The organism is Pseudomonas sp., from assembly GCF_002796985.1.
GTDB lineage: Bacteria > Pseudomonadota > Gammaproteobacteria > Pseudomonadales > Pseudomonadaceae > Pseudomonas.
This window is the reverse complement of sequence record NZ_PEKX01000006.1, coordinates 1-16131: the sequence shown is the minus strand read 5'-3', so window position 1 is coordinate 16131 and position 16131 is coordinate 1. Positions and strand designations below refer to the sequence as shown.

At 66.7% G+C, this 16131-nt stretch carries 13 protein-coding genes; 5 read left to right on the top strand and 8 right to left on the bottom strand.

Annotated elements, in window-relative coordinates; all coding sequences use genetic code 11:
- Window positions 1-26 precede the first annotated feature (26 nt).
- The 5 genes from CTR55_RS04915 to CTR55_RS04895 all read right to left on the bottom strand — a co-directional run bounded on the left by CTR55_RS04915 (window position 27) and on the right by CTR55_RS04895 (window position 7217).
- Window positions 27-1367: an MFS transporter gene (locus tag CTR55_RS04915; protein WP_296284436.1), complete on the bottom strand. Its 1341-nt coding sequence runs from the start codon at window positions 1365-1367 to the stop codon at window positions 27-29.
- Between the two features lie 272 nt (window positions 1368-1639).
- Window positions 1640-2878, bottom strand: a complete 1239-nt coding sequence (locus CTR55_RS04910) for a glutamine synthetase family protein (protein ID WP_296284872.1) — start codon at window positions 2876-2878, stop codon at window positions 1640-1642.
- A 371-nt stretch (window positions 2879-3249) separates the two neighbouring features.
- Window positions 3250-4860 carry an inorganic phosphate transporter gene (locus CTR55_RS04905; RefSeq protein WP_296284435.1) on the bottom strand — a complete coding sequence of 537 codons (1611 nt, stop codon included), beginning with the start codon at window positions 4858-4860 and terminating at the stop codon, window positions 3250-3252.
- Between the two features lie 191 nt (window positions 4861-5051).
- Entirely contained in the window at window positions 5052-5969 is a 918-nt protein-coding gene (gene ppk2 / locus CTR55_RS04900; protein ID WP_296284434.1) for a polyphosphate kinase 2, read from the bottom strand.
- A 216-nt stretch (window positions 5970-6185) separates the two neighbouring features.
- A complete protein-coding gene (locus CTR55_RS04895) occupies window positions 6186-7217 on the bottom strand; it encodes an AraC family transcriptional regulator (RefSeq protein WP_296284433.1) in 1032 nt (343 codons plus the stop codon).
- A gap of 129 nt (window positions 7218-7346) precedes the next feature.
- Between CTR55_RS04895 and CTR55_RS04890 the strand changes: the two genes are divergently transcribed.
- The gene (locus tag CTR55_RS04890) at window positions 7347-8240 is read left to right on the top strand and encodes a TauD/TfdA family dioxygenase (RefSeq protein ID WP_296284432.1); all 894 of its coding nucleotides are present in this window, start codon (window positions 7347-7349) and stop codon (window positions 8238-8240) included.
- A gap of 572 nt (window positions 8241-8812) precedes the next feature.
- Here the strand turns inward: CTR55_RS04890 and CTR55_RS04885 are convergent.
- Window positions 8813-9715, bottom strand: coding sequence for a LysR family transcriptional regulator (locus tag CTR55_RS04885; protein WP_296284431.1), 903 nt, complete (start codon window positions 9713-9715; stop codon window positions 8813-8815).
- 106 nt (window positions 9716-9821) lie between these two features.
- Between CTR55_RS04885 and CTR55_RS04880 the strand changes: the two genes are divergently transcribed.
- Complete coding sequence (locus CTR55_RS04880) at window positions 9822-10892, top strand: AbrB family transcriptional regulator (RefSeq protein ID WP_296284430.1); 1071 nt, start codon at window positions 9822-9824, stop codon at window positions 10890-10892.
- A gap of 155 nt (window positions 10893-11047) precedes the next feature.
- Entirely contained in the window at window positions 11048-12280 is a 1233-nt protein-coding gene (locus CTR55_RS04875; RefSeq protein ID WP_296284429.1) for an NAD(P)/FAD-dependent oxidoreductase, read from the top strand.
- 148 nt (window positions 12281-12428) lie between these two features.
- Here the strand turns inward: CTR55_RS04875 and CTR55_RS04870 are convergent, their stop codons facing one another.
- The gene (locus tag CTR55_RS04870) at window positions 12429-12983 is read right to left on the bottom strand and encodes a TetR/AcrR family transcriptional regulator (protein WP_296284428.1); all 555 of its coding nucleotides are present in this window, start codon (window positions 12981-12983) and stop codon (window positions 12429-12431) included.
- A gap of 88 nt (window positions 12984-13071) precedes the next feature.
- Here CTR55_RS04870 and CTR55_RS04865 point away from each other — a divergent pair, with 88 nt between their 5' ends.
- A complete protein-coding gene (locus CTR55_RS04865; RefSeq protein ID WP_296284427.1) occupies window positions 13072-14277 on the top strand; it encodes an MFS transporter in 1206 nt (401 codons plus the stop codon).
- Window position 14278: 1 nt separating this feature from the next.
- Here the strand turns inward: CTR55_RS04865 and CTR55_RS04860 are convergent, their stop codons facing one another.
- Window positions 14279-15073, bottom strand: coding sequence for a LysR family transcriptional regulator (locus CTR55_RS04860; RefSeq protein WP_296284426.1), 795 nt, complete (start codon window positions 15071-15073; stop codon window positions 14279-14281).
- Window positions 15074-15185: 112 nt separating this feature from the next.
- Between CTR55_RS04860 and CTR55_RS04855 the strand changes: the two genes are divergently transcribed.
- A complete protein-coding gene (locus tag CTR55_RS04855; protein WP_296284425.1) occupies window positions 15186-15911 on the top strand; it encodes an SDR family oxidoreductase in 726 nt (241 codons plus the stop codon).
- Window positions 15912-16131 lie beyond the last annotated feature (220 nt).

Below are 16131 nucleotides of genomic sequence, written 5' to 3'. Positions count from 1 at the left end.
CCTCCTGGCCTCCTGGCCTCCTGACCTCAAGCAGGCCGACTTTCTTCCTCTGCTTCCGTCTCCGTCTCGGGTACCGGCGCGCTGCTGTCGTTACCCTTCATCTGCTCTTCCACGGCCGCTTCGTCAACGCGCGGATCGAGGGCGGCGGACAACGGCGAGGACGCCAGGCTGTCCGGCGTGGCGACATGCTTGACCGGCGCCTCGTCGACCCGGTGTAGGCCGCTGACCTTCTCCGGGCGCACCCGCAGGATCAGAATCAGCGAACAGGCGCAGACGAACACGTAGAGCATGTTGGCGCCGAACAGCTTCATCAGCGCGCCAGCGGCCAACGGGCCGATACAGGCGCCCACGCCGAAGGTCACCAGCAGCATCGCCGTCAGGGAAACGCGGCGCTCGCCCTCGACGTGGTCGTTGGAGAACGCCACCGCCAGCGGATACAGGGTGAACTGCACCAGGCAGACCACGAAGCCCATCGGCAGCAGCCACGCCAGTGAAATCGGCGGCACCGGCAGCAGCGGCAACAGCGCCAGCGGCAAGGCCACCACCAGCAACAGGATGGCCGCATTGCGGATCAACACGGCACGGTCGATGCGGTCCGACAGCCAGCCCAGCGGCCACTGCACCAGCAGCCCGGCGAAGATGCAGCCGCCCATGAACAGACCGATCTCCTCGGTGCTCAAGCCCTGGCGCACCGCATACAGCGGCGCCAGGCCGTAGAACGACCCCACCACCAAGCCGGACACCAGCACCGTGGTCAGCGACTGCGGCACGCGCTGGATGAAAAAGCGAGGCTCCAGCGGAGCCGGGCGCAGCGGCGCGGGGTGAACCTTGTGGGTGATCGCCACCGGGATCAGCGACAGCGCAAAGCACAGCGCGATCAGCATCGGCAGCTCCGGCCCCAGCCCCGGATGCACCACCAGCACCAGTTGGCCGAGCACCAGCCCCAGGTAGGACGCGACCATGTAGCCGGCAAACACGGCGCCGCGCTGGCGTGCCTCGGCCTGCTCGTTGAGCCAGCTCTCGATGACCATGTACTGGCACATCATCCCCAGGCCGATGGCGACCCGCAGCAACAACCAGAAGCCCAGCCAGGGCAACAGACCGATGCCCAGCACGGCGGCGGTCACCAAACCGCCGCAGGCCACGTAGGCGCGGATGTGTCCGACGCGAGCGATCAGCCGGTGGCCGATCTTGCCGCCCAGCACCAGGCCGAGGTAGTAGGCCGCCATCATGGCGCCGATCCACAGCCCATCGACCTTTTCTGCGCCCAGGCGCAAGGCGAGGTAGGTACTGAGCAGACCGGAACCGGTCAGGAGCATGACGGCGGCGAAGTACAGAGCGCGGAAGGCAGTGACGATCCGAAGCATTGGAGCTCCTGGTCCAGGACAACCCCGGTACAACGTCCGGGCAGCGGAAAGCGGGACTTGCGCTGACACCTTAGAGCCTGCCAATCGGCGCGTCGAGAGGCCTGCCGGGCCTGGAATAACGCGCGTCGCATGCGGTCATGCGGGGCGTTTTTCAGGATCTCGGCCCGATGAACGAGGATGACTTGAAGATCGCCTGGAGATGGCCGCCGATCGCAGCCGCGTCGTACTTCGACGCAGCTGTGTCGGCGTGCCCGCGAATCAACCCATTCGCATCAGGCCTGGGCGGCGAGGACGCGGCGCTCCCACGGGGTGATTTCGTCGAAGAAGCTGGTCAGCTCCAGTGACTTGGTCGCGCAGTAGCCGTCGATGAACTCGTTGCCGAACACCTCGCGGGCCAGCTCGCTGCGCTGCAGGCGCTGCAAGGCGTCGACCATCGTGCAGGGCAACAGCAGTTCCGGCGGCACCTCGAACTCCCCCTGGATCGGCGCGGTAGGTTCCAGCGCGCGCTCGATGCCGTGCAGGCCGGCAGCGAGGCTCGCGGCAATGGCCAGGTAGGGGTTGGCGTCGGCGCCAGGCAGGCGGTTTTCCACGCGGCGGGCCACCGGCGCGCTGGCCGGAATGCGCAGGCCGGCGGCGCGGTTGTCATGGGACCAGCAGGCGTTGTTCGGCGAAGCGTACGGGTGGCACAGGCGCTGGAAGGAATTCACGTTCGGCGCGAACAGCAGGGTGAAGTCCGACAGGCAGGCCTGCTGGCCGCCGATGAAGTGGCGGAAGGCCGGTGTGGCCTCGCCCTGGGCATCGCTGAAGATATTGCGGCCCTCGCCATCGACGATGCTCTGGTGAATATGCATCGAGCTGCCCGGCGTGTGCGCCAGCGGCTTGGCCATGCACACCACGATCAGCCCGTGCTTGAGCGCGACCTCCTTGAGCAGGTGCTTGAACAGGAAGGTCTGGTCGGCCAGCAGCACCGGGTCGCCATGCAGGAAGTTGATCTCGAACTGGGTGGTGCCCATCTCGTGCATGAAGGTGTCGCGCTCCAGCCCCACCGCCGCCATGCAGCGGTAGACGTCCTGGAAGAACGGGCGCAGGCCGTTATGGGAGGACACGCTGAAGGCCGAGTGGCCGATCTCGCGGCGGCCGTCGAGGCCGACCGGCGCCTGGAAGGCTTCCAGCGGATCGGGGTTGGGGGCGAAGACGAAGAACTCCAGCTCGGTCGCCACCACCGGGCTCCAGCCACGCTCGGCGTAGCGCGCGACAACCTGCTTGAGCAGGCCGCGGGTGGACAGGCCGGAGGGCTTGCCGTCGAGTTCCACCGCGTCGCAGATGGCGAAGGCGCGGGGTTCGTCGCTCCAGGGCAGGCGGTGAATCTGGGTCGGCTCGGCGATCAGGGCGAGGTCGCCGTCATCGCTGCCATAGAACTTCGCGGCCGGGTAGCCGCCCATGATGCATTGCAGCAGGACGCCGCGCGCCAGTTGCAGCCGGCGCCCGGTGAGGAAGCCCTCGCCGGTCATCACCTTGCCACGCGGCACCCCGTTGAGGTCGGGGGTGACGCACTCGATCTCTTCCACTCCAGCCAGACGCTCGGCGAGTGGGATTCCTGGATCGCTACTCATGACTTCTTATCCTTGTTCTTTTGTCCTTGTCACAGGACGCCGCGCGAGGCGCGCGAGCCCGTACAAAATACGCACCACGCGTTCGATATTTCAAGCAGCCCTCGATGGGAGTTTGCACATGCGCGGCATGTGTAGGAGCGAGCTTGCTCGCGAACCAGCCCAGTTCCGAAGTCGCCGGATGATCTGTTCGCGAGCAAGCTCGCTCCTACAAGGGAGTGCCAATGAAAACGCCGCTCAAGAGAGCGGCGTTCTCGTTGCATCACCCACGGTCAGAACAGGTGGGTGAACAGCCAGTACAGCGACGCCGAAAGCACGATGGCCGCCGGCAGGGTCAGCACCCAGGCCATCAGCAGGTTGCGGATGGTGCGCATCTGCAGGCCCGAGCCGTTGGCGGCCATGGTGCCGGCCACACCGGACGACAGCACGTGGGTCGTCGACACCGGTAATCCGTACAGGTCCGCCGCGCCGATGGTCAGCATCGCCACCAGCTCCGCCGAGGCACCCTGGGCGTAGGTCAGGTGGGTCTTGCCAATCTTCTCGCCGACGGTCACCACGATGCGCTTCCAGCCGACCATGGTGCCCAGGCCGAGGGCGATGGCCACGGCGACCTTCACCCACAGTGGGATGAAGCGCGTCGACTCGTCGATCTTGCCCTTGAACGCGGCCAGTTTGCTGGTGGTGTCCGTGTCGAAGTTGCCGACCTTGTCCTTGTCCATCAGGCGGATCGCCTCGCTGGTCAGGTACATGTCGTTGCGCACGTTGCCCATGGCTTCGGCCGGCACACGGGCCAGGCTGCCGTAGCCCTTCACTTCCGCGCCGATGGCGCCGGTCAGCGCCGCCAGGGAGGGGATCAGCTCCGGCTTGGCTTCCTTGGTGCGCACGTACTCCGACAGCACCGCGCGCGGGTCGGCCGGGGCCGGCTGCGGCACGGCGCGGACCAGCGCCTGCTGGGTAACTTCGGCGACGGCGACGAACTGCACGGTCTGGTCCGCCGGCATGGTGCGGTTCAGCGCGTAGGCCATCGGCAGGGTGCCGACCAGGATCAGCATGATCAGGCCCATGCCCTTCTGCCCGTCGTTGGAGCCGTGGGCGAAGGACACGCCGGTGCAGGTGAGGATCAGCAGGCCACGAATCCACCACGGTGGCGGCGTCTTGCCCTTGGGCGCCTTGTACAGCGCGCGGTTCCTCACCAGCAGGCGCAGCGCCAGCAGCAGGAGCGCGGCGCAGACGAAGCCGATCAGCGGCGAGAGCAGCAGCGAGTAACCGACCTTGGTCGCCTGCGCCCAGTCCACGCCGCTGGTGCCATCGCGCCCGTGCATCAGCGCGTTGGCGATGCCGACACCGATGATCGAGCCGATCAGGGTATGCGAGGACGACGCCGGCAGGCCCAGCCACCAGGTGCCGAGGTTCCACAGGATGGCGGCGATCAGCAGGGCGAAGACCATGGCGAAGCCGGCCGAGGAGCCGACCTGCAGGATCAGCTCCACCGGCAGCAGGGCGATGATGCCGAAAGCCACCGCGCCACTGGAAAGCAGCACGCCGAGGAAGTTGAAGCAGCCCGACCAGACCACCGCGAAATGCGGCGGCAGCGAGTGGGTATAGATGACCGTGGCCACGGCGTTGGCGGTGTCGTGGAAGCCGTTGACGAACTCGAAGGCCAGGGCGATGAACAGCGCAACTCCCAGCAGCAGGAACGGCGTCCAGGTGGTGACCGCAGTGGTCACCTCATCGACGTCGCGCACCAGGCTCCAGGCCGAGAACAGCAGGCCGACGGCGAGCACGGCAAAGAAGATGAAGGCGGTCATGCGGCCGGGCTTGTGTTCCAGATGGGGCCGTCCTTCGGCGGGAAGGTCGCTGGCGGCCAGGGTATCGGTGGTCATGCTGGGAGTCCGCGTGGAGGGGTGTCCCGGTCATGATCGGCGGGGAATGTTACAGGTTGTGTCTCATCGCTTGAGGCCCGACATTGTAGGAGCGAGCTTGCTCGCGAACGGATTTCCCGGCGGCGCAGGCGCTGGGCCGGTTCGCGAGCAAGAACTAGGCGTCCCCCTCGCTCCTACGAAGAGCAGCGTTCTCAGTAAACTTCGGGCACCACGATCTGCTGCGGCGTCGGGGTGCGCGCGTAATCCTCGTGGCGCTGACGCTGTGGCAGTACCACCGGCGCCTGCTCGACGTCTTCGTAAGGGATCAGCTTCAGCAGATGACTGATGCAGTTCAGCCGCGCGCGCTTCTTGTCGTCCGCCTGCACCACCCACCAGGGCGCCTCGGCGATGTGGGTGCGTTCGAGCATGATTTCCTTGGCCTTGGTGTAGGCCTCCCAGCGCCGCCGCGACTCCAGGTCCATGGGGCTCAATTTCCACTGCTTGAGCGGGTCGTGGATGCGGCTGAGGAAGCGCAGGTGCTGCTCGTCGTCGGAGATGGAGAACCAGTACTTGATCAGCTGGATGCCCGAGCGCGCCAGCATGCGCTCGAACTCCGGCACGCTGCGGAAGAACTCCTCGTACTGGTCGTCCGAGCAGAAGCCCATCACCCGCTCGACCCCGGCGCGGTTGTACCAGCTGCGGTCGAACAGCACGATCTCCCCCGCCGCCGGCAGGTGCGAGACGTAGCGCTGGAAGTACCACTGGGTCTGCTCGCGGTCGTTCGGCGCGGGCAGCGCGGCAACTCGGCACACACGCGGGTTCAGACGCTGGGTGATGCGCTTGATCACCCCGCCCTTGCCGGCCGCATCGCGACCTTCGAAGAGGATCACCACCTTGTGCCCGGTCTTCACCACCCAACTCTGCAGCTTCACCAGTTCGCCCTGCAGGCGGAACAGCTCGCTGAAGTAACGGCGGCGGGCGAGCTTTTCCTCGTCGACGTCGGCGTGTTCATCGAACAGTTCGTCGAGGTTGCGCACATCTTCCAGCAGCTCCAGTTCCAGCTCTTCGTCGCTGTGGTCGAGCAGTTCGCGGTGGATGCGGCGGATCACGGACTCTTGGGTCAGGGGCATGGCGGCGGCCTTCACGCAGGGGCTTTGGCGCCAGACTAGGGGCGCTCGGTGTCAGGCTGGTGACAGCGGCCCCCTGGAATTCCCTGCGCTCAGGGATTCCCCTCCTTCTTCAGGAAGTGCGCGAATTCAATCCGTAACCGATAGCCATCGGCCCTATGACAAGGCTCTATCCTCGCGGCTTTCACCCACTCCAAAGGCCTCGCGGGCGGTTCGATTTCAGTGCGCCGGGAGGGTTCCGGACAGACGTTTCCAACGCCCCGGCGACAGCCCCGTCCAGCGCTGGAAAGCGCGGGAAAAACTCGCCGCCTCGGCGTAGCCCAGGCACTGGGCGATACCGTGCAGGTCCATCGGTGACTCGCGCAGCAGGCGTTCGGCAAGACGCTGCTTGATGCCGTCGTTCAGCCCCTGGAGGCTCTCTCCCTCCTGCGCCAGACGCCGTTGCAGCGTGCGCTCGGAAAGGCCCATTCGCTCGGCCACCAGCGCTGCCCCGAGCAGGCTCGCGGAGTCACGCAACAGCACTTGCTGCACCTGCCGCGCAGTTGGCGTGGCGGCCAGTGTCAGCGCCAGTTCGCCACAGAGGCGCTCGCAAAGTTGCTCACCGCTGTCGCGGGCGCTGATCTGCGCCTGGGGCAACGGCGTCTGCAAATCCTCCCAGGCGAACAACATGGCATTGCGCGGTGCCGCGAAGCTCGGTTCGATGCCGAAGGTCTCACGGAATACGCTGGCATCGCTCGGCGCCGGGCAGCGCAATTCGATAGCCAGGGGTTGCAGTGGCCGCTGCAGCAATTCGCCGGAGAGTTGCCAACATCCGGCGATGCCGCGCTCAACCACAAAGGCGCGGGCATCTTCGGGCAGCACGCGGTCGTCGAACACCAGCCACAGCCCGCGCACCTCCTTCTCGCTGCTCACTGGGCACAGTGTCAGCGCCAGGCTCTGGAAGCGCCCGAAGGTCTCGAAGGCTTCCTGTAGTGAGCGGCTGGCGAGCATGGTGAAACCCAGCAGGCCCAGCGAGGTGAGGTGGTAGCGCCGCCCCGTTGCCAGCCCCAGGCCCGGCCGGTCGATGTGCTGCAACAGGTTGCGGATCACCGCCAGCTCCTGCCAGGCCTGGATGCGCCCGGCGCGCGCTTGCAAGTCAGCCTGGGAGATGGCGCTGCCTACCAGGCAGTCGTCCACACCCAGGCCCTCGTCGCGGGCGCTGTCGAGCAGGTAATGCACTCCGGTGATCTCGCGGGTCTGGCGCCAGTCCATTGCAGGCTCCTGCAGGCGGGAAAGAACAATGTGGCGGAAATCATCAATTTTTGGCGGACTTAATCATGGAAGAAAGCGCCAGCGCTGACCATGCTGGAAGTGCCAATAACACCCACAAGAGGCTTCCCCATGTTCGAGTTCTTCTACGCCCTGCCGAGCCAGAACCGCGCGGCCGACTACCGCCACTTCCGCATCGTCCCCGCCACCGGCGCGATCGGCGCGGACGTCAGCGACCTCGACCTCACCACCCTGGGCGAGGAAGGCTACGCCGAGCTGCGCCAGGCGCTGCTGGCGCACAAGGTGCTGTTCATTCGCGGGCAGAACCTGAGCGTGGAGAACCTCGAAGCCGTGACCCTGCGCTTCGGCGAATTCGGCCGCGAGCCATACGTGGTCGGCATGGACGATCACCCGCACGTGGTGCGGGTGGTGAAGGAAGCCAACGAGAAGACCCCGGTGGTGTTCGGCGGCGCCTGGCACAGCGACTGGTCGTTCCAGGAGCTGCCGCCGGCCTTCACCCTGCTCTACGGCCACGACATCCCGCCGTTTGGCGGCGACACCCTCTACGCCAACCTGGCGCTGGCCTACGAATGGCTGTCACCGAAACTGCGCGCGCAACTGGAAACCCTCGACGCCATCCACAGCCCCGAGCGCGCCTACGGCGCCGAGGCCAAGCACAACGACCTGATGGAAAACATGGCGGTGCGCTACGGCAGCCACGACGGCGAGGTGCGCTCGCATCCGCTGGTGACCAAACACCCGGAAACCGGCAAGAAGATCCTCTACATCAACCCGGCCTACACCAGCGGTATCAAGGGCATGCGCCCGGCGGAGTCGCAGCCGTTGCTGGACTACCTGTTCGGCATTGCCACCCAGCCGGCCTTCACCTGCCGCATGCGCTGGACTGCGGGCACCCTGGCGATCTGGGACAACCGCAGCACCTGGCATTACCCGGTGTCGGACTACCATGGCATGCGTCGGGAGATGTACCGCACCACGGTGGTGGGCGAGGTGCCGAGCCGCTGAACACGCGCTTTGATCGTAGGGCGCATAACCTGGAACAGGTTATCCGCCGCATGCATCGCGGCGGATAACGCTGGCGCGTTATTCGCCCTACGGAGCCACGCCCAACTGTAGGAGCGGGCCATGCCCGCGATCCGCCGGCAGGGCCGGCGTTTGCCCTTTGCTCCGGTGTTGCAGGTTTGTTGCGGCGGTCCGGATCTTTCCGCGCCGCTTCGGCGTGCGCTCGGACTTCCTGTTTCGCCCCCTCGGGCGAGTTACTTTTCCAAACGCCGAAAAGTAACCAAAAGGCTTGCCCCGGACATCCGGTTTTTCGCCTAGGCGAAAAATACCCTCGTTGAACCGCAGTTTCAGGGGCACGCGTCGAAGGGCCATCCCTGGCCCATCGCCGCTCTCGCGACATCCATGTCGCTCAACCCCTGAAACTCCGATTCAACGAGGCCTCCTGAACGGGGCATTCGGCGCGTGCGGATGTTTCTCTGGAAGTCTTCAAGAGCCAAAGCCAAAGCCAAAGCCAAAGCCAAAGCGCTGACTGTGGCGCTTTCGTAGGAGCGAGCTTGCTCGCTCCTACGAAAAACCTACAGCTCCGTGCCATAACGCTGTGCATGCTCGCGCAGCATGCCCCGCAGCAATTGTGCGGCAGGAGAAAGGTAGGCGCCCTCGCGCACCGCCAAGCCGATGGTCCGCGTCAGCGTCGTCTCAGCAAGCTGCACCTCGCGCAGCTGGTCCATGCCGTGCCCGCCGGCCAGCGCCTCGCGGGCGATGAAGCTGAGCAGGCGGGTGCGGGCGATCAGGTTGGGCAGCATGGGAATCGCGTTGGTCTCGATCTGCACCTGCGGCATCGGCAACTGGTGGGCCTGGAAGGTGGCGTCCATCCAGCGCCGCGACGACACCCCGGTGGCCGGCAGTACCCAGCGGTAACGGCACAGGTCAGCCATGGCGACGGGGGCGTCGAAGATCGGATGGTCGCGGCTGGCGACCACCACCACCTGGTCCTGCAGCAAAGGCTCGCTGCTCAGTTGCGGGTCATCGACGATCCGCGAACAGATCGCCATGTCCAGCCGCCCGTTACGCAGTGCCTCGCGCAGCACGTCGTCCTGGCCCAGCACCAGGCTCATGGTGATCTCCGGCGCGCGCGCCAGCAGGTCCTCGGTCAGGCGCGGCAGCAGGTACTCGGCCATGGTCGCGGCGCAGCCGAGGCGGATGTTGCCCACCACGCCACTGGCGAAGTCGCGCACCTCGCGGCGGGTTTCCTCGACGTCCTGACGCAACTGCCGGGCGCGTTGCAGCATGAGTTCACCGGCCGGCGTCAGGCGGATGCGTCGGCCATCGCGCTGGAACAACCGCGCGCCGAGGGATTCCTCCAGGCGCTGGATGCTCTTGGTCAGCGCCGGCTGGCTGCGCCCCAGGCGCTCGGCGGCGCGCCCCAGGTGGCCAAGCTCGGCGATGGTTTCGAAGTAAGCGAGATCACGCAGGTCCATGGCGGCCAACCGATAGATTTCAGGAATGGATTCATGACTATTAGAAAATAGACTTGATCGATTCGGCTACCGATAATTCTTCCGTCTTCCCCGCCCGGAGCCGTCCGTGTCCAGCCGCCCTGCCCTGTCCGTCGCCCACATCCCCGTCAGCCTGCAATGGCTGGCCCTGGCGCTCGGAGCCGGAGGCGCCGGGCAGTTGCTGACCTGGCTAGGGATCCCTGCCGCGCTGTTCCTCGGCCCCATGCTGGTGGCCATCGTCTTCGGTGTCAGCGGCGCGCAGATCCGCCTGCCGCGCCAGGCCTTCCGCCTGAGCCAGGGCTGCATCGGCCTGCTGGTCGCCCACGCCATGAGCTGGTCGGTGCTGCAGGCGATGGTCGCCTCCTGGCCGCTGATGCTCAGCGCCACCCTGCTCACCCTGCTGCTCTCGGCCGTGGTCAGCTACGCCATGGTGCGCTTCGGCGGCATCCCCGGCAGCACCGCCGCCTGGGGCACCGCGCCGGGCGGCGCGGCGGCCATGGTGTCGATGGCCGAAGCCAACGGCGCCGACCCCCGCGTGGTCGCTACCATGCAGTACGTGCGGGTGGTCTGCGTGGTCATGGCCGGCGCTCTGGTCGGCCGCCTGCTGGGCATCGAAGGCGGCGGTTCGGCGGCGCACAGCACACCGATCATCGACACCGCCACCCTGCCCGACCTGATCAACTGCCTGCTGCTGATCTTCGTCTGCACCACCGTCGGCGCCAAGCTGCCGGCCGGCCCATTGCTGGTGCCGCTGGTGGCCGGCGCCGTGCTGCAACTCACCGGCGTGCTGCACATCACCCTGCCGCACTGGTTGCTGGCCGCCGCCTACGGCGTGATCGGCTGCTACATCGGCCTGCGCTTCGACCGCGAAAGCCTCGCCTACGTCGGTCGCCACCTGCCCGCCATGCTGGTCAGCGCCCTGGCCCTGATCGCCAGCTGTGCGCTGTTCGCCTGGGCATTGGCGGCCATCACCGGGATGGACTTCCTCTCCCTCTACCTCGCCACCAGCCCCGGCGGCCTGGACGCCATGGCGATCATCGCGGTGGACACCCACTCCGACGTCGGCCTGGTACTGGCGATGCAGACGCTGCGGTTGTTCGTGGTGCTGTTCACCGGGGTATCCGTCGCCCGCACGGTGATTCGCCTGAGCCGGGCTTGAATCCTGTAGGAGCGAGCTTGCTCGCGAAAAGCCCAGCATCGGGGCTGCCGGTTGACTCGGTTCGCGAGCAAGCTCGCTACTACAGAAAAGCGCCCCCTTGAATCGCAGCTCAATCCAACACTAAGGTCGTCGCTCTTTCACTGAGCGAGCACGACATGGACAGCCTTCGCCACCGCCCCACCGCCTTTCATGTCACCCACTGGAGCGACGACCCGTTCAGCCGCGGCGCCTACAGCACCCTGCTGCCCGGTGCCACGCCGGAGCATCGGCGCCGGCTCGGTGAACCGCTGAATGGGCGATTGGTGCTGGCCGGCGAGGCCTGCAATCCGATCGCCCCGGCCATGACCCATGGCGCCTGGAACGACGGCCTGCGCGCCGCCGACATCGCCATCGAATCCGCTGCCCGTCGCGTGTTGGTAATCGGCGCCGGATTCGCAGGCATTGCTGCCGCGCGGCGGCTGAAAGAGACGGGCATCGAGTGCTTGATACTGGAAGCCCGCGACCGCCTCGGCGGCCGCGTCCACAGCATCTCCCTCGGCCCGGTACGGGTGGACGAAGGCGCCGCCTGGCTGCAGCAATTCGACAACAACCCGCTGGCCGTCCACGCCCAGCGACTCGGCCTGCCGTTGCGGGAAACCGATTTCGGCCAGCCCCTGGCTGCGGCGGCGGATGGCCCGGTGCCCGACATCGATGCGGCCTGGGAAGCCCTGCGCGCCGGGATCGACCGCAGCCTGCCACTGGCGGAAGGTGTCGCGCGCTATCTCGAAGATCGCGATGAGGAAACTCGCCGCGCCACCCGTTTCGCCCTGGACGCCAACCTGATCCTGGAAGCCTGCCTGCCGCTGGAATCGCTGTCGGTCGATGCGCTCGACGAAGAAGGCGTCGGTGCCGGCGACCGCTTCCTGCCGCAGGGTTATTCACAGCTGGCCGTGCATCTCGCCGAAGGGCTGGATATCCGACTGAACCAGGTGGTGACCGCCATCGACTGGTCCGGAGACAAGGTGCGGATAGGTGATGAAAGCGCCGACTTCTGCGTCTGCACCGCGCCCATCGGCGTGCTGCGCGATATCCGCTTCACCCCGCCCCTGCCGGCGGCGCAGCAGGGTGCGCTGGCGCACCTGGGCATGGGTCAGCTGGAGAAGGTGGTGCTGCAGTTCGACGAGCGATGGTGGCCGGTATCGCCGTCGGGTTACCTGCGCTGGTACGACACGCCGGCCAGCTTCGGCGAGTGGCTGGACCTCACCGACGCCGTGGGCACGCCGACCGTCGCCGGATTGATCGCGGCGGATGCGCTGGAGCGGGTGTTTGCCGGGCGCAGCGACGAGGAGATTGCCCTCAAGGCCTGTGAAGCTCTGCAGGCATGGGCGGACGCCGTACGGACATTGTAGGAGCGAGCTTGCTCGCGAATCAGCACCGCTCCGGTGCTGGGGGAAAATCCGTTCGCGAGCAAGCTCGCTCCTACAGATACGTGCTCGGCGTCGTCCCCGAAATTCGCGGGCAAGCACCGTCCGCTAGAGAACGAACCCACAGCAGCGATTACAACCCTTCCAGCGTAAGATCCACCAGCCGCTCGACATACGCCACCTCCAGCTCCTCGCCGGAAAACAGGATGCGGTACACCAGCGGCGCCATCAGCCGGTCGACGATGCGGTCGACCTCCGGCAGCTTCTCGCCGCGCTCCCTGGCGCGCAGCAGGATGATGTCGAACTGGCCGCAGGCGATGGCCATGCAGCGCCCGGAGCAGCCGCCGCCGGCCGCCAGCAGGTCGAGCACCACCGCGCGGCCGGGCACCGAGGCGGTTTCCTCCATGTACTGCTCGCCCCAGGCCAGCAGGTCGCCGCGCAGGCTGCCGGTATCCGCCGGCTCGGCGTCGGGGCGGATGCGTTGCAGGGCGACATCGCCGAGCAATTCGCTGAGGTCACCCCAACGCCGGTAGATGGTCGACGGCGTGACGCCGGAGCGCGCGGCGATCAGCGGCACCGTCAGTTCGGCGCGATCGCGTTCTTCCAGCAACTCCTCGACCGCCTTGTGCACCGAGGCCTGCACCCGCGCGCTGCGGCCACCCGGTCGAACACCCTGATTGATTGCCATAAGCACCTTAAAGCAAAGAATTTGCTTTTATCCGGAAACGGGTCCAGCATCTCGCAAAAGCAAAATCTTAGCCTTTGCGAGCTGAATCATGGCACACACCCAATCGAAAAGCGCGTCCGGCTTCTCACCCAAAGCCTCCGCCCTGCTGCTGACGGTCATCCTCATGACCTTCCTCGCCGCTGCGGCCGCACCCACGCCGCTGTATGCGCTGTACCGCGAGTCCTGGCACTTCTCCCCCGCCCTGCTGACCCTGGTGTTCAGCATCTACGCCGGTGGCCTGATGTTGGCGCTGCTGGTGTTCGGCTCGCTGTCCGACCACCTCGGCCGGCGCCCGCTGATCCGCGCTGCATTGATCCTCGAACTGCTGGCGATGGCCGTATTCCTCTACGCCAACTCGGTCGAACTGCTGATCATCGCGCGCCTGCTGCAAGGCTTCGCCACTGGTATCGCCACCAGCGTGCTGGGCGCGGCGATGCTGGATATCGACCGCGAGCGCGGCCCGCTGATCAACAGCGTGGCGCCCATGCTCGGCATGGCCATGGGCGCGCTGGGCAGCAGCACGCTGGTGCAGTTCGGCGCTGACCCGCTGCACCAGGTTTACTCGTGGCTATTGGCGCTTTTTGCCCTGGGCATCGTGCTGCTGCGCTGGCTGCCGGAAAGCATCACCCGGCAACCCGGCGCGCTGGCCTCGCTGAAACCACGCATCCGCATTCCTCCGCAGGCGCGTCGTGCGTTCTGGAGCGTGGCGCCGCTGAACGCCAGCCTCTGGGCCCTGGGCGGTTTCTACCTGTCGCTGGGGCCGACGCTGGCGCGCCAGGTCACCGGCCTGCAAGTGCCGATGATCGGTGGCGGGCTGGTGTCGCTGCTGTGCCTGTGCGGCGCGCTGGCGATCTTCGCCCTGCGCAACCAGCCGGCGGCGGTGATCCTGCGCCGTGGTGGCCTGGCGCTGATCATCGGCCTGCTGATCACCCTGCTCGGCGTGGACAGCGCCAACCTCTGGCTGTTCTTCCTCGGCACCGCGGTGGCCGGGCTCGGCTTCGGTGGCGCCTTCCTCGGCGCACTGCGCTCGGTGGTACCACTGGCCCACGCCCACGAACGTGGCGCGCTGATGGCGAGCTTCTATGTGCTCAGCTACCTGGCCTTCAGCGTGCCGGCGATTCTCGCGGGGCTGTCGATCCAGCGCTACGGCCTGGTCGCCACCACCAACGGCTATGCCAGCCTGCAGATTCTGGCGGCTTCGCTGGTCCTGCTGCTGTCCTTGCGCGCGCCGGCCGCGCAGAAGGCGCAAGCCTGAGTCAGGACGCCTCGCGGGCTCGCAAGAAGTCGTAGAGCCCGCGCACCGCCGGATGCTCCAGCGCCTGGGCGGAGTGGCAGAGACCGATGCGGCGGATCGGCAGCGGCAGATTCAAAGTGCCGCTGCGCACTGTCGGCGCGCCGTTCAGCAGCGATGCCGGCAGGATCGCCGCGCCGACGCCCGCGCTGACCAGCCGCAGCGCCAGGTTCAGGGTGCTGGCCTGGGCGACCACTGGCGCGCCGCCATAAACCGTCATCAGGCGCTGATGGGAGGGATGCGTCGGACAGGTGATCCAACCGCTGCTCTGCGCATCCTCCTCGCCCGGCGGCAACGCCAGCACGTACGGGTCATCCCAGACCGGTACGAAGAGTTCGTCCTCGCAGCAGAATTCCTCCACCGCCAGCCGCGCATCGCCCACGCAGCCCTCCTCCAGGTGCAGCAGCAGATTGGGCACGGCCTGCTGTGCCAGGCTGACGAAGCCCTCGACCTGCTCGGCGCTGACATCCCCCTCTACGCCCAGGTGCAGTGGCTGGCGCGCCGAGGCCTGGCGGAACATGTTGCGCAGGCCGTCGGCCTCGGCCAGCAAGGCGCGGGCGCGCGGATACAAGGCCCGCGCTGCTTCGCTGACTTCCACCCCACGCGCCTGGCGCAGGAACAGCGCGGTGCCCAGCGCCTCTTCCAACTGGCGGATGGTCACCGACAGCGTCGGCTGGCTGACGAACAGACGCTGGGCGGCGGCGGTGATATTGCGTTCTTCAAAGACCGCGACGAAGGCGGCCAGCTGTCGGATATCCATAGACAAACCCGATACCAGGCACAGGAATAAGCCATTTTTCAGGCGTAATTCCACTCAATATACTTCACCGCATCGCCCAGTCATCCAGATTTCCGATAGCAGGAGAGTCCCCATGAGCAAGCCCCTGATCATCGTCACCGGCGCCAGTTCCGGTATCGGCGAAGCCACCGCCCGCCTTTTCTCCCAGCAGGGCCACCCGCTGCTGCTGCTCGCCCGCCGCATCGAGCGCCTGGAGGCGCTGCAACTGCCGAACGCGCTGTGCCGCACCGTGGACGTGACCGACCGTGACGCCCTGCTGGCCGCCGTGGCAGAAGCCGAGAAACGCTTCGGCCCGGCCGACGCGCTGGTGAACAACGCCGGCGTGATGCTGCTGGGCAACATGGTCGAGCAGGACCCGGCCGAGTGGGAGCGCATGCTCGACGTCAACGTGAAGGGCCTGCTCAATGGCGTACACGCGGTGCTCAAGGGCATGGTGGAACGCAACCGCGGCACGCTGATCAACGTCAGCTCGGTGGCCGGGCGCAAGACCTTCCCCAACCATGTCGCCTACGTCGGCACCAAGTTCGCGGTGCATGCGATCTCCGAGAACCTGCGCGAGGAAGTCGCGGCACACAACGTCCGCGTCGTCACCATCGCCCCCGGTGCGGTGGAGACCGAACTGCTCAGCCACACCACCGACGAGGCGATCAAGAGCGGCTACCAGGACTGGAAGCGCGAGATGGGCGGCAAGGTGCTCAGCGCCGAGGACGTGGCCAACGCCATCCGCTATGCCTACGACCAGCCGCAGGGCGTGTGCATCCGCGAGATCGTGCTGGCGGCGACGCGGCAGCCGGCGTGATCGACGCCAGCCTTTCCTATCGAGGGGAAGGGTTCTCGTAGGAGCGGACTCTGTCCGCGATAGGCTGATCCAATCGCAAGGCTCATCATCAGCGCGGCCGGCCAGACATCGCGGACGGAGTCCGCTCCTACGCCGGACCGTAGGATGGGTGGAGCCTAGGTGTTCTGCCGGGAGACATAGGTAACGGTTGTCGGGGGACATGGGTAACGGTTTCCTATCA

Excerpts from the sequence above, each read along its gene's own strand:
- CTR55_RS04905 (WP_296284435.1), bottom strand. The coding sequence starts at position 4,860 with ATGACCACCGATACCCTGGCCGCCAGCGACCTTCCCGCCGAAGGACGG.
- CTR55_RS04915 (WP_296284436.1), bottom strand. The coding sequence starts at position 1,367 with ATGCTTCGGATCGTCACTGCCTTCCGCGCTCTGTACTTCGCCGCCGTC.
- CTR55_RS04895 (WP_296284433.1), bottom strand. The coding sequence starts at position 7,217 with ATGGACTGGCGCCAGACCCGCGAGATCACCGGAGTGCATTACCTGCTC.
- CTR55_RS04865 (WP_296284427.1), top strand. The coding sequence starts at position 13,072 with ATGGCACACACCCAATCGAAAAGCGCGTCCGGCTTCTCACCCAAAGCC.
- CTR55_RS04870 (WP_296284428.1), bottom strand. The coding sequence starts at position 12,983 with ATGGCAATCAATCAGGGTGTTCGACCGGGTGGCCGCAGCGCGCGGGTG.
- ppk2 (WP_296284434.1), bottom strand. The coding sequence starts at position 5,969 with ATGCCCCTGACCCAAGAGTCCGTGATCCGCCGCATCCACCGCGAACTG.
- CTR55_RS04855 (WP_296284425.1), top strand. The coding sequence starts at position 15,186 with ATGAGCAAGCCCCTGATCATCGTCACCGGCGCCAGTTCCGGTATCGGC.
- CTR55_RS04890 (WP_296284432.1), top strand. The coding sequence starts at position 7,347 with ATGTTCGAGTTCTTCTACGCCCTGCCGAGCCAGAACCGCGCGGCCGAC.
- CTR55_RS04885 (WP_296284431.1), bottom strand. The coding sequence starts at position 9,715 with ATGGACCTGCGTGATCTCGCTTACTTCGAAACCATCGCCGAGCTTGGC.
- CTR55_RS04910 (WP_296284872.1), bottom strand. The coding sequence starts at position 2,878 with ATGACCGGCGAGGGCTTCCTCACCGGGCGCCGGCTGCAACTGGCGCGC.
- CTR55_RS04875 (WP_296284429.1), top strand. The coding sequence starts at position 11,048 with ATGGACAGCCTTCGCCACCGCCCCACCGCCTTTCATGTCACCCACTGG.
- CTR55_RS04860 (WP_296284426.1), bottom strand. The coding sequence starts at position 15,073 with ATGGATATCCGACAGCTGGCCGCCTTCGTCGCGGTCTTTGAAGAACGC.